This window comes from Mesorhizobium sp. M1217 (genome assembly GCF_040318275.1).
Classification (GTDB): Bacteria; Pseudomonadota; Alphaproteobacteria; order Rhizobiales; family Rhizobiaceae; genus Mesorhizobium.
In genome coordinates this window covers 52675-65980 of the sequence record NZ_JAMYMA010000007.1, presented here as the reverse complement: position 1 = coordinate 65980, position 13306 = coordinate 52675, and the positions used below count along the sequence as shown (strand labels likewise).

The window sequence follows — 13306 nt, the reverse complement described above, 5'->3', positions numbered from 1 at the left end:
CCGCGGCCTGATAAATCTTGCTTCCTGATTCGCACGACTCGGAAGCATAGATGGAGCGCCAGGCCGGCCGGATAATTCTGCTTTGGGGCTGGCGGCGCGCGCTGGTGGCGTTTCTTGCCGGCGCGCTGGCGGTTCTTGCTCAGGCGCCTTACGATTTCTTCGCCGTCTGTTTCATTTCGTTCCCCCTGCTGGTGTGGCTTCTCGACGGCGCGACCGGCGAAGCCTCGGACGGTTTTCTGCGGCGCTTGCGGCCGGCTTTCGCCATCGGCTGGTGGTTCGGTTTCGGCTACTTTCTTGCCGGTCTGTGGTGGGTTGGCTCGGCGCTTCTGGTCGAGGCCGACAGCTTCGCCTGGGCCTTGCCGTTCGCGGTGGTTGGCATCCCCCTCGCGCTGGCCTTCTTCTATGGCTTCGCCGCCGTGGTTGCCCGGCTGTTGTGGAGCAATGACATCGGCCGCATCGCCGCGCTCGCCTTCGGCTTTGCGCTGGCGGAATGGTTGCGCGGCTTCCTGTTCACCGGCTTTCCCTGGAATGCCGTCGGCTATGCGGCGATGCCGGTGCCTTTGCTGATGCAGAGCGTGTCGGTGACCGGCATGATCGGCATGAATGCGCTTGCAGTCTTCGTCTTTGCACTGCCGGCCCTGCTTGCGGCGCGCCGGCATCTTCGCCTCGGCGTGGCATTGCTTGTCGTTCTGGTCGTTGCCCATGCCGGCTTCGGCTATATCAGGCTCGCCGCCCCCGAAAAGCCGGCCGCCCGCAGCCTCGACGTCCGTATCGTGCAGCCTGCCGTGGACCTCACGGAAAAATGGGATGCCTCGGTGCGTGACCGCATCTTCGCCACCATGATGGGGCTTTCGGCCAAAGCGCCGGAACCCGGCCATGACAGGCCGCAATTGATCCTGTGGCCGGAGACCTCCGTGCCGTTTCTGTTCACCGAACGTCCGGATGCCTTGCCTGCCATCGGAGAGATGCTCGGCGATGGCCAGATGCTGGTCGCCGGCGTCGTTCGCGAGGAAGGCGGCTCGGCGACCGGAAGCCGTTACTACAACTCGGTCGTGGCGATCGACGAAAGGGGCGAAATCGTCGATGCCGTCGACAAGGTTCATCTGGTACCGTTTGGTGAATACCTGCCTTTCGCCGATCTGCTCGGCCGCTTCGGGCTTGAGCAGCTTGTCGCCGGCCCAATGACCTTCGCGGCCGGCAATGAGCGGCACCCGATCACGCTGCCGGGCGGCATCCGGGCGCTGCCGTTTATTTGCTATGAGGTCATCTTTCCCGATCTGGTCGCGGTTGACGCTACGTCAGCCGAGCTTATTGTGAACGTCACCAATGACGCCTGGTTCGGCGACACGCCAGGGCCGTACCAGCACTTCAGGCAGGCGCAGATCCGGGCGGTGGAGAATGGGGTGCCCCTGTTGCGCGCGGCCAATAACGGCATTTCGGCCGTTGTCGACCCGCGAGGACGCATCGTCGACGCGCTGGCTATCGACGCACGCGGCGCCATCGATGTGCGTGTGCCGATCTCCAACCAAGCCATCGTTTCCTCCGGCCAACGACGCATTAACGGAATGCTGATCATGTTTTTGCTTGCCGTTGCGGCATGCATTTTGAACGTAAGGCAAAGGCTACGGGCGAATTGACAGCCGACACATTAGAAACTCATACTGTAAGCGCCTGAAAATTCTCGAAGTCGATAAGGTCGTTCTGTTGGGGCACGGGCCGCGGCGTCGTTTGGGCAGCAAAATAGAAAAAGCCGGAAAAATTCGGCGAGGAAAAAATGACAGAAGAAAACAAGAAAAAGCCGAATCCGATCGACATCCACGTCGGAAGCCGCATCCGGCTTCGCCGCAATATGCTGGGAATGAGTCAGGAAAAACTGGGCGAAAACCTCGGCATAACGTTCCAGCAGATCCAAAAGTACGAAAAAGGCACCAATCGCGTCGGCGCCAGTCGTTTGCAGGCAATCGCCTCGATACTCGGCGTTCCCGTCGCCTTCTTTTTCGAGGATGCGCCCGGTCAGGAGGCCGTGGGCAACCGTGGATTTGCCGAGGATGCGTCGATGACCTCCGCCGTCGAATTCTGCGGCAGCCCGGAAGGCCTCCAGCTGAACCGCGCCTTCGTCAAGATCGCCGACGTGAAAGTGCGTCGCAAGATCATCGAGCTTGTGAAGTCGCTCTCCGCCGACGAGGTCGATTGACTGGCCGTAGCCGGGCATGCAATTTCTCGTGGCTGAGTGCACCGTGGGATGTGCATTCCGCAGATGCGCCGACGCGCGGATCGATTTTGCTCGACATGCTTCCACGAAACCGTTCTCTTCAGCCTGTGAGTGCAAGAGATGAGGGTAGTGCGCCCTGCCGCCGTCTTCTGGACGCAAAGATAATAACGTCAAAATTCATGCTAGAACGGCTGCACGACTTGACGAGCGGCGCCCGGCACCGTTAACAACTGGCGCGCCAAAATCGGCGGCCTGCCGATATTTTTTCAAGAGGGGACACCCGTGACGCGGCACAATTATTTCTTCACCTCGGAATCCGTTGCCGAGGGCCATCCCGACAAGGTCTGCGATCGTATCTCCGACGAGATTGTCGATCTCGTCTACCGCGAGGCCAGAAAGACCGGCATGGACCCGTGGAAAGTCCGCGTCGCCTGCGAGACGCTCGCGACGACCAATCGCGTTGTCATCGCCGGTGAAGTGCGCGTCCCCGAGACGCTGCTCAAGAAGGACAAGGAGGGCAACATCCTGAAGGATGCGGCCGGCCATCCGATTGTCAACCCGGCCAAGTTCAAGTCGGTCGCACGCAAGGCAATCCGCGAAATCGGCTACGAGCAGGCCGGCTTCCACTGGAAGACGGCCAAGATCGAGGTCCTGCTGCACGGCCAATCGCCGGATATCGGCCAAGGCGTCGACAACGCTTCCGACCGGCAAGGCGAGGAAGGAGCCGGCGATCAGGGCATCATGTTTGGCTATGCCTGCCGCGAAACGCCGGACCTGATGCCGGCGCCGATCTATTACAGCCACAAGATCCTCGAATTGCTGGCCGCTGCGCGCCATGAGGGCAGCGGTGATGCCGGCAGGCTCGGGCCGGATGCCAAGAGCCAGGTGACAGTCCGCTATGTCGACGGCAAAGCGGCGGAAGTGACGCAGATCGTGCTGTCGACCCAACATCTCGATGAGACGTGGGATTCGAAGAAGGTGCGCAACGTCGTCGAGCCCTATATCCGCGAAGCACTAGGCGACCTGAAGATCGCCGACAATTGCAATTGGTACATCAACCCGACTGGCAAGTTCGTCATCGGCGGACCTGACGGCGACGCCGGCTTGACCGGCCGCAAGATCATCGTCGACACCTATGGTGGGGCTGCGCCCCATGGCGGCGGCGCCTTCTCCGGCAAGGACACCACCAAGGTCGACCGCTCGGCCGCCTATGCGGCGCGCTATCTCGCCAAGAACGTGGTTGCCGCGAAGCTTGCCGATCGCTGCACTATCCAGCTTTCCTATGCGATCGGTGTCGCCCAGCCGCTGTCGATCTACGTCGACCTCCACGGCACCGGCAAGGTCGACGAGGCAAAGCTCGAGCGTGCACTGCGCACTGTGATGGACCTATCGCCGTCCGGCATCCGCCGCCACCTCGATCTCAACAAGCCGATCTATGCCAAGACGTCGTCCTACGGCCATTTTGGCCGCAAGGCCGGCCGCGACGGATCCTTCTCCTGGGAGAAGACCGATCTCGCCAAGGCGCTCAAGGACGCTCTCGCCGAACCGGTCGCCGAAGCAGTCGCCGCCTAACAACGGCGCCTATGGACCCGAAGGACCGGCCAAGCCGTGCGACCGAGGCGTTTTTCGGTCGCCGGCGCGGCAAGACCATCCGACCGCAGCAGGCGGCGGCGCTGGAGAGCGGCTTCGCCGCCTACAGGCTCGATCTGACGGTTGAACCGCCAGCCGATCTGCGCAGCCTTTTCGAAGCCGAAGTTTCCGCTGTCCAGCTCGAAATCGGTTTTGGCGGCGGCGAACATCTTCTGCACCGTGCCACGGCCAGCCAGGCGACCGGCTTTATCGGCGTCGAGCCTTTCGTCAACGGCATGGCCAAGATGATGATGGCGGTCCGGGAGCGGCCGCTTGCTAATCTGCGCGTCTATGACGACGACGCCACACGCCTGCTTGACTGGCTGCCGCAGGCTTCGCTTGACGGCATCGACCTTCTCTACCCGGATCCGTGGCCGAAGAAGAAGCACTGGAAGCGGCGCTTCGTCAGCCCGGTCAATCTCGACCGCTTCGCGCGCGTCTTGAAGCACGGCGGAAAGTTCCACTTTGCGTCAGACATCGACAGCTATGTGAACTGGACGCTGCTGCATTGCCGGGCGCATGGCGCCTTCACGTGGCAGGCAAACGAAGCAGCCGACTGGCGTCGGCCCTATGATGGCTGGCCGGGGACGCGCTATGAGGCCAAGGCCATTCGCGAGGGCCGACGGCCCGCCTATTTCACCTTTGTGCGGAAATAGCAGGAAGTCCGAGCTGAGCGGCCGAAGGCTCTCCTGTTCACTTGGCTTAGAAGCGGCGGATTTTATCGAAGGCTGCCGGCTCCATGCCCAGATTGCGCAGATCATTCGCACGCGGCTTGCGACCGTTTTCCACAGCACGCGACGCTGCTACGGCGCTGCCAAACACGCTAAAAAAGTCGCCTATGGCTGAAAAAAATCCACGATTGTTCATGATCGGATCCTTCCGAGCGTAGTGAGCGCTCCAATTGTGCAATGCAACATAGATAGTCGTGCGTTGCCGGTGCTCAAAGGAGGATTACTGCATGGGCGCCATGCATTTGGCGCAGCGCTGCGGACTCGGAGCCTTGCCGTCATGCACGACGGGCTTGAAACGACGGCCACGATCGTCTATATCAGCTTCAAATTCTTGGTCAGTAGGACGAAGAGTGGGTCCACCCGGTCCCGCTCTTTTTTATTACCTGCCGGCCAAGCAGGAATCGAACGACAGGGACCGAATGACAGTGACGGCAAGCGAAGGCGACGACCGCATCATCCGCGAAAGCGGCATCGATGCGCGCATCGCGCTGATCGTTCAGCCGGTACTGCGCGCCATCGGTTTCCGCTTGGTACGTGTGCATCTGTCGGGCCAGAACGGGCTGACGCTGCAGATCATGGCCGAGCGCGAGGACGGCACGATGACTGTCGAGGATTGTGAAGAGGTCAGCCGGGCAGTATCGCCGGCGCTCGATGTCGATGATCCGATCGAGAAGGCTTATCATCTCGAAGTGTCGTCGCCGGGCATCGACAGGCCGCTGGTCCGCAAATCGGACTTTGCAGCCTGGACCGGCCATCTGGTGAAGATGGAAACGTCGGTTCTCGTCGCCGACCGCAAGCGCTTCAAGGGCAAGATCGCCGAAAGCGACGCGGACGGTGTGCTGATCGAGCGCGACAAGGCCGCTTACGGCGAGGAGCCGACGGTGCGTGTTCCCTACGATGCGGTTGCCGAAGCGCGGCTGGTTCTGACCGATGATCTTATCCGCGATGCGCTGTCGAAGGATAACCGGGCGCGCAAGGAAGCCAGAAAACGCCGCGGCGAACCCGAAGACGCACCAGAGGGTGCGGAAGACGAAACCGAACAGGAAATGTGATTGGGCTGCCGGCCGTAAGGTCGGCAACAAGCTCGGGAGAAAGAAGATGGTTGTAAGCGCCAACAGGCTTGAACTGCTGCAGATCGCCGATGCGGTCGCGCGTGAAAAGTCGATCGACAAGTCGATCGTCATCGCCGCTATGGCCGATGCGATCCAGAAGGCCGCGCGCTCGCGCTACGGCCAGGAAACCAATATCCGGGCCGATATCAATCCGAATACCGGCGAGATGAAGCTGCAGCGGCTGATGGAAGTGGTCGAGAAGGTCGACGACTACGCGACGCAGATTGCCATTTCCTCGGCGCGCGAGCGCAATCCGGACGCCCAGCTCGGCGATTTCATCGCCGAACAGCTGCCGCCGATGGATTTCGGTCGCATCGCCGCCCAGTCGGCCAAGCAGGTCATCGTGCAGAAGGTGCGCGAGGCCGAGCGCGACCGGCAATATGACGAGTACAAGGACCGTATCGGCGAGATCGTCAACGGCACCGTCAAGCGTGTCGAATACGGCAACGTCATCGTCGATCTCGGCCGCGGCGAGGCGATTATCCGCCGGGACGAGCTGATCCCGCGCGAAAACTATAAATATGGCGATCGCGTCCGCGCCTACGTCTATGACGTGCGCCGCGAACAACGCGGCCCGCAGATATTCCTGTCGCGCACCCATCCGCAGTTCATGGCGAAACTGTTCACCATGGAAGTGCCGGAAATCTACGACGGTATCATCGAGATCAAGTCGGTCGCCCGCGATCCGGGTTCGCGCGCCAAGATCGCTGTCATCTCCCGTGACAGCTCCATCGATCCGGTCGGTGCCTGCGTCGGTATGCGCGGCAGCCGCGTCCAGGCGGTCGTCGGCGAATTGCAGGGCGAGAAGATCGACATCATTCCGTGGTCGCCCTCGGCCGCGTCCTTCATCGTCAATGCATTGCAGCCGGCGGAAGTCGCCAAGGTCGTGCTCGACGAGGATGCCGAGCGCATCGAGGTCGTCGTCCCCGACGACCAGCTGTCGCTGGCCATCGGTCGCCGCGGCCAGAACGTCCGTCTTGCCTCGCAGCTCACCGGCTGGGATATCGACATCCTGACCGAGCAGGAAGAGAGCGAACGGCGCCAGAAGGAATTCGTTGAACGGTCGTCGCTGTTCATGGAAGCCCTCGACGTCGACGAGATGGTCGGCCAGGTGCTCGCTTCCGAAGGCTTCACCAGCGTCGAGGAGGTCGCGTATGTCGATTCCGGCGAAATCGCGTCGATCGACGGCTTCGACGAGGACACGGCTTCGGAGATCCAGACCCGCGCCCGCGAATATCTGGAGAAGATCGAAGCCGAGCATGACGAGAAGCGCAAGGCGCTCGGCGTTAAGGACGAGCTGCGCGAGATTCCCGGTATCACCACCGCCATGATGGTGACGCTCGGCGAGGACGGCGTGAAGACGATCGAGGATTTCGCCGGCTACGCCGCCGACGACCTGACCGGCTGGAAGGAACGCAAGGACGGCGAGACGAAGGTATTCCCGGGTGTGCTCGCCAACCACGGCGTGTCGCGCGCCGATGCCGAGCAAATGGTCTTGGCCGCTCGCCTGAAGGCTGGCTGGATCACCGAAGACGAGCTTGCCGCCGAGGGCGTGCCGGCTGACGAAACCGTCGGTGCGTGAGGTGAAACCGCATCGCACCGAACCCGCCCTTGGACGAGATGAACGATCGCACCTGCATCGTCACCCGCAGGCAAGCCGAACCGGATGAGCTGATCCGTTTCGTCGTCGGCCCGGATTCGGCCGTCGTTCCGGACATCAAGAGAAACCTGCCCGGCCGCGGTTGCTGGGTGACCGCCGACCGCCTACATATAGACAAGGCAGCGGCGAAAAACCTGTTTGCCCGTGCTTTTAAGGCGCAGGTGACCGTGCCAGCCGATCTTGGCGGCATGGTCGACGCGCTGCTTTCCAGGTCCGCTCTGGGCATGCTTGGCCTGGCCCGCAAGGCGGGCGCCATAGCGCTCGGAGCGACCAAGGTCGAGAGCGCCGTGCGCGGCGGACTTGCACTTTTCGTGCTCCACGCGACCGAGGCTTCCGACGATGGCGTCCGCAAGATAAGCCAGGCGCGACGGGCAACCGTCCACCTCGGCGGGCCTGCGATCCGCGCTTACAAACTTTTCTCCGAGGCCGAGTTGAGCTTGGCATTGGGGGGTACAAATGTGATACATGCTGCCGTTCTCGCGGGAGACGCGGGCAGGGCGGTCCAGAAGCGCATGGTTGCGCTCGACCGATATCGGGGCGGTTCCCCGGACGATCTGGCAATGCTTGCGGCCGTTGCTGACGAAGATGATGCCGCAGAGGATATGGAATGAGCGATACGAAATCGGGCGACGACAAGACGCTGAGTGTTACGCCGAAGAAGACCTTGACGCTGAAGCGCCCCGGTATGGAACAGGGCACGGTGCGCCAGAACTTCTCGCACGGCCGCACCAAGTCGGTGGTCGTCGAGACCAAGAAGCGCAAGTTCTCGCTGCCCGGCGACAAGCCGGAGCCGGCGGCAGCGCCTGTATCCGTCTTCACGCCGAAGCCGGTCGCGGCAGCGCCTGCCGTGCAGGAAGCCCCCAAGGCGCCGCCGCCTCCGCCGCCGGTCGAACGCGGCGGCATGGTGCTGAACGAGTTATCGCGCCAGGAAATGGAAGCACGCCGCCGGGCTCTCGAGGGCTCGAAGGTCCGTGACGTCGAGGATCGCCAACGCGCCATCGAGGAGGCCAAGCGCCGCAGCGAGGACGAGGAGCGCCGCCGCCGCGAGCGCGAGGAATCGGCTCGCCGTCAGGCCGAGGAAGAGGCACGGCTGCAAGCCGAGGCTGAATCCCGCCGCCGTGCCGAGGAAGAGGCACGCCGCCGTGCGCCGCTGGCCGCCGAACTGGCGACAGTCGATGACGAGGAAGAGGTCAAGCCGAAGCGGACCGGTGCCGGCGCACCAGTGCGCCGTCTGGTCACGCCCGAAGTGGCGCGTCCGGCCAAACCGACCAAGGGCGAGGAAGACCGCCGCCGCGGCAAGCTGACGCTGAATTCGGCGCTTTCCGACGAGGATGCGCGCGCCCGCTCGCTGTCGTCGATGCGCCGCCGTCAGGAGAAATTCAAGCGCGCGTTGCATAATGAGCCACGCGAGAAAGTCATGCGTGAAGTGATCCTGCCCGAAACCATCACCATCCAGGAGCTGGCGCAGCGCATGTCCGAGCGCGCTGTCGACGTGGTCAAGTTCTTCATGAAGCAGGGCCAGATCCTGAAGCCTGGCGACGTCATCGACGCCGACACGGCCGAACTCGTCGCGACCGAATTTGGCCACACGGTCCGCCGCGTCGCCGAGTCCGACATCGAAGAGGGCTTGTTCAACATCGCCGATCGTCCCGAGGACCTGCAGCCGCGTCCGCCGGTGGTAACCATCATGGGCCATGTCGATCACGGCAAGACCTCGTTGCTCGATGCCATCCGAAATGCCAACGTGGTGTCCGGCGAAGCCGGTGGCATTACGCAGCATATCGGCGCCTATCAGGTCGAGAAGAACGGTAACAAGATTACCTTCATCGACACGCCCGGCCACGCCGCCTTCACGGCGATGCGTGCCCGCGGTGCCCAGGCGACCGACATCGCCATCCTGGTGGTGGCGGCCGACGACAGCGTGATGCCGCAGACGATCGAATCGATCAACCACGCCAAGGCGGCCGGCGTTCCGATCATCGTGGCGATCAACAAGATCGACAAGCACGACGCCGACCCGCAGAAGGTGCGCTCGGAACTGCTGCGCCATGAGGTGTTCGTCGAATCCATGGGCGGCGAGGTGCTGGATGTCGAGGTGTCGGCGACCAAGGGCATCAATCTCGACAAGTTGCTCGAAGCGATCCTGCTGCAGGCCGAAATCCTCGACCTGAAGGCCAATCCGGACCGCACCGCCGAAGGCGTTGTCATCGAAGCCCAGCTCGACAAGGGCCGCGGCCCAGTCGCAACCGTGCTGGTGCAGACCGGCACGCTGATGCCGGGCGACATTCTCGTCGCCGGCAACGAGTGGGGCCGGGTGCGCGCGCTGGTCAACGATCGCGGCGATCAGGTCAAGGAAGCGCCGCCGGCAATGCCGGTGGAAGTCCTCGGTCTGCAAGGTACGCCGCTGGCCGGCGACCGCTTCGCCGTTGTCAACAACGAAGCCCGCGCCCGCGAGATCACCGAATATCGCCAACGTCTGGCGCGCGAGAAGGCGGTGGCCAGGCATGCCGGCCAGCGCGGCTCGCTTGAACAGATGATGTCGCAATTGCAGACCAGCGGATTGAAGGAATTCCCGCTGGTCATCAAGGGCGACGTGCAGGGCTCGATCGAGGCGATCAACGCGGCGCTCGACAATCTCGGCACCGACGAGGTGCGCGCCCGCATCGTCCATGCGGGCGCCGGCGGCATCACCGAAAGCGACGTGTCGCTGGCGGAGACCTCGGGGGCTGCGATCATCGGCTTCAACGTTCGTGCCAATGTGCAGGCGCGTGCGGCCGCGGCTGCGGCAGGCATCGAGATCCGCTACTATTCGATCATCTACAATCTCGTCGATGACGTTAAGGCGGCGCTCTCCGGCCTGCTATCACCGGAGCGTCGCGAGACCTTCATCGGCAATGCCGAGATCCTCGAGATCTTCGACATCACCAAGGTCGGCAAGATCGCCGGCTGCCGTGTCACCGAAGGCAAGGTCGAGCGTGGTGCGGGCGTGCGCCTGATCCGCGACAACGTCGTCATCCACGAAGGCACGCTGAAGACCCTGAAGCGCTTCAAGGACGAGGTTTCGGAAGTTCCGGGCGGTCAGGAATGCGGCATGGCCTTCCAGAACTACGAGGACATGCGCGTCGGTGACGTCATCGAGTGCTTCCGCGTCGAGATGGTAACCAGGACGCTCTGAGTTCGAGCGTCTTGAGTTCGAGCATCTATTGAGACCGGGCGGTGGTCGAAAGGCCGCCGCCCAAACCATATGAGACATGCGGCGCGGTTCCATCCCGCGCTTCACGATTTCAGGACCGAGGAAAATGCCCCGTTCGACCCCGTCAGGCCCATCCCAGCGCATGCTGCGCGTCGGCGAGCAGGTGCGCCATGCGCTATCCGAAACCTTGCAGCGCGGCGAGATCCTTGATCCGCTGATCGAGAACACAGTGGTCTCGGTCTCCGAAGTGCGCATGTCGCCCGATCTGAAGATCGCCACCGCCTTCGTCTCGCCGCTCGGCGCCAAGGATGCCGGTGCGGTGGTCGAAGCGCTCAACAAGCATGCGAAGTTCGTCCGCGGCCGCGTCTCCGGCGCCCTTCGGCAGATGAAGTACATGCCGGAATTCCGCTTCCGGCTCGATACCAGCTACGACAATTTCCAGAAGATCAACGAATTGCTGCACTCGCCCGAAGTGGCGCGCGATCTCAGCGCCGACGACAAAGACAAAGACGACCGGAAGGATAGCGAATAGTGGCGCGCCGCGGCAAGAAGAAGGGCCGGCCGATCTCGGGCTGGCTGGTACTGGACAAGCCGGTCGGCATGGGCTCGACCGAAGCCGTCTCCAAGATCAAATGGCTGTTCCAGGCGGAAAAGGCCGGCCATGCCGGCACGCTCGACCCGCTGGCGTCGGGCATGCTGCCGATCGCGCTTGGCGAGGCGACGAAGACTGTGCCTTACGTCCAGGACGGCGCCAAGGTCTACCGCTTCACCGTTGCCTGGGGCGAGGAGCGTTCGACCGACGACCTCGAAGGCGCGGCGACCAAAAGGTCAGACCTCCGTCCGGCGGAATCCGAAGTGCTGGCGCTGCTTTCGAAATATACCGGCGTGATCATGCAGACACCGCCGCAATTCTCAGCGATCAAGATCGCCGGCGAGCGCGCCTACGACCTTGCCCGCGACGGCGAGACGGTCGACATTCCGGCACGCGAGGTCGAGATCGGCCGGCTCGACCTGGTCGAGCACATGGCCGATCGCACCATCTTCGAGGTCGAATGCGGCAAGGGCACCTATGTCCGCTCGCTGGCGCGCGACATGGGGCGCGACCTTGGCTGTTTTGGTCACATCGCCGAGCTGCGGCGGGTCGAGGTCGAGCCGTTCACGCAGGAAGATTTCGTCACCTTGGCCGAGCTGGAGGCCGCCCGCTTCGGCGAACAGAGCGAGGACGCTTCGCAAGCAGCGGACGCGCCGATCGACTTCGGCGCCATCGATGCACTTCTGGTCGACACCGCCGCGGCGCTCGAATGCTTGCCGCAGGTTGCGATCAGCGACGATGCGGCAACCAAAATCCGCCTCGGCAATCCGGTCATCATTCGCGGCCGTGACGCGCCGGTAGAAGCTGAGGAGGCCTGCGCCACCGCGCGCGGCAAGCTGGTCGCCATCGGCGCCATCGAGCAAGGCATGTTCAAGCCAAAGCGGGTCTTTGTCGGGTAACAGCTGTCGCCCGGCGCATGATCTCCAAACCGGATTCTATTTTGGGAAAGGATCATGCGCTAAATCAACAGGGCTACGGCGTCGTTTGTCGTCCGAAAGGATGCGCTGTGCTGTAGTGCCGTTCGACGCTGCACTCGAGGGGGCACATGGCAAAGGCTGACACGGTCAACAAGCGAGCGGCGCTCAAAACACGGCGGCCACCGGTCGGGGCTTCGCCGGGCACGCTGATCGCCGACCCGGCGGCGCGCCGCTCCGAGCTCAGGCTGACATTGATCTCGCCTGAGAAGTTCAAGACGATCGACAATGCCAGCATCGACGATGTCAACACCCATTGCCACAATTGGCCGATCATCTGGCTCGACTGCACAGGCCTCGCCAACATCCAGCTGATCGAGGAGATCGGCGGGATCTTCAACCTGCATCCGCTGGCGCTGGAAGATGTCGTCAACACCGGTCAGCGGCCCAAGGTGGATTTCTTCGAGGACCATGCCTTTGTCGTCGTCAGGATGATCGACGATGTCACCGCCCATCGTTACGAACAGATCGCCGTCTTCTTCGGCAAGAACTTCGTCGTCACCTTCCAGGAGCGCGAAGGCGACCCGTTCGATCCCGTGCGCAAGCGGATCGCGAGCTCGGTGCCCAACCGCTTGCGCTCGCGCGGCGCCGACTATCTCGCCTATGCTTTGATCGACGCCATCGTCGACAGCTATTTCCCGCCGATCGAGGCTGCCGGCGAATTGGTCGACAGCATCGAGGACCAGATGCTGAACCAGGCGCACAAGCACCAGATGCGGCAGCTTCACGAATTGCGGCGCGATGCCAATGTGCTGAAGGGCGTGCTTTGGCCGATGCGCGACGCGCTGGCGACCATGATCCGCAACGACGTCTCTTATGTGAAGGCCGAAACCAAATTATTCCTGAACGACACGCTGGATCATTCGCTGCGATTGATCGAACTGGTCGAAACCCAGCGCGATATGCTGACCGGCCTGATCGAGATGCACCTGTCGCTCAGCCAGGCGCGCACCAACGACGTCATCAGCTATTTGACCATCGTCTCGGTGATCTTCATGCCGCTCACCTTTCTCGTCGGCGTATGGGGCATGAATTTCGACCCCGACACCTCGCCCTGGAACATGCCGGAGCTGAAAGCCTATTACGGCTATCCCCTGTCGCTCGTCTTCATGGCGATTGTTGCGGTCGGGCTCTACGCATACTTCAAATGGAAGAAATGGCTCTGACCATGCGGAAGTGCCCGTTTATGCAGCAAAAAGCCGG

At 62.6% G+C, this 13306-nt stretch carries 12 protein-coding genes; 11 read left to right on the top strand and 1 reads right to left on the bottom strand.

Translation table 11 applies throughout. The features are described 5' to 3' along the window. Nucleotides 1-50: 50 nt before the first annotated feature. The 4 genes from lnt (at nucleotide 51) to trmB (ending at nucleotide 4497) form a co-directional block, all read left to right on the top strand. Nucleotides 51-1637 (top strand): apolipoprotein N-acyltransferase, encoded by a 1587-nt coding sequence (lnt, locus tag NKH37_RS13955; RefSeq protein WP_353005283.1) that lies wholly within the window; start codon nucleotides 51-53, stop codon nucleotides 1635-1637. 137 nt (nucleotides 1638-1774) lie between these two features. Next, a complete protein-coding gene (locus NKH37_RS13950) occupies nucleotides 1775-2194 on the top strand; it encodes a helix-turn-helix domain-containing protein (RefSeq protein ID WP_352493770.1) in 420 nt (139 codons plus the stop codon). Between the two features lie 300 nt (nucleotides 2195-2494). Beyond that, entirely contained in the window at nucleotides 2495-3784 is a 1290-nt protein-coding gene (gene metK / locus NKH37_RS13945) for a methionine adenosyltransferase (RefSeq protein WP_352908610.1), read from the top strand. 11 nt (nucleotides 3785-3795) lie between these two features. Further along, nucleotides 3796-4497 (top strand): tRNA (guanine(46)-N(7))-methyltransferase TrmB, encoded by a 702-nt coding sequence (trmB, locus tag NKH37_RS13940; RefSeq protein ID WP_353005282.1) that lies wholly within the window; start codon nucleotides 3796-3798, stop codon nucleotides 4495-4497. Between the two features lie 46 nt (nucleotides 4498-4543). On the opposite strand, the gene NKH37_RS13935 is transcribed toward trmB, so the two are convergent. Beyond that, nucleotides 4544-4708, bottom strand: a complete 165-nt coding sequence (locus tag NKH37_RS13935; RefSeq protein WP_023719565.1) for a hypothetical protein — start codon at nucleotides 4706-4708, stop codon at nucleotides 4544-4546. A gap of 283 nt (nucleotides 4709-4991) precedes the next feature. On the opposite strand from NKH37_RS13935, the gene rimP reads away from it, so the two are divergent. From rimP to corA, 7 genes are all read left to right on the top strand, one after another. Continuing rightward, on the top strand, nucleotides 4992-5624 hold the full coding sequence (gene rimP / locus NKH37_RS13930; protein WP_353005280.1) for a ribosome maturation factor RimP: 633 nt from the start codon (nucleotides 4992-4994) through the stop codon (nucleotides 5622-5624). Between the two features lie 46 nt (nucleotides 5625-5670). Next, nucleotides 5671-7266: a transcription termination factor NusA gene (gene nusA, locus NKH37_RS13925; RefSeq protein WP_023719563.1), complete on the top strand. Its 1596-nt coding sequence runs from the start codon at nucleotides 5671-5673 to the stop codon at nucleotides 7264-7266. 38 nt (nucleotides 7267-7304) lie between these two features. Further along, a complete protein-coding gene (locus NKH37_RS13920) occupies nucleotides 7305-7955 on the top strand; it encodes an RNA-binding protein (protein ID WP_023719562.1) in 651 nt (216 codons plus the stop codon). Beyond that, nucleotides 7952-10519 carry a translation initiation factor IF-2 gene (infB, locus tag NKH37_RS13915; RefSeq protein ID WP_023719561.1) on the top strand — a complete coding sequence of 856 codons (2568 nt, stop codon included), beginning with the start codon at nucleotides 7952-7954 and terminating at the stop codon, nucleotides 10517-10519. Before NKH37_RS13920 ends, infB begins: the two co-directional genes overlap by 4 nt. A gap of 124 nt (nucleotides 10520-10643) precedes the next feature. Then, the gene (gene rbfA / locus NKH37_RS13910) at nucleotides 10644-11069 is read left to right on the top strand and encodes a 30S ribosome-binding factor RbfA (protein ID WP_292653998.1); all 426 of its coding nucleotides are present in this window, start codon (nucleotides 10644-10646) and stop codon (nucleotides 11067-11069) included. Then, entirely contained in the window at nucleotides 11069-12028 is a 960-nt protein-coding gene (gene truB / locus NKH37_RS13905; protein ID WP_352846973.1) for a tRNA pseudouridine(55) synthase TruB, read from the top strand. The genes rbfA and truB overlap by 1 nt, the downstream gene beginning before the upstream one ends. Nucleotides 12029-12174: 146 nt before the next feature. Beyond that, nucleotides 12175-13269: a magnesium/cobalt transporter CorA gene (corA, locus tag NKH37_RS13900; protein ID WP_023719558.1), complete on the top strand. Its 1095-nt coding sequence runs from the start codon at nucleotides 12175-12177 to the stop codon at nucleotides 13267-13269. Nucleotides 13270-13306: the final 37 nt, after the last annotated feature.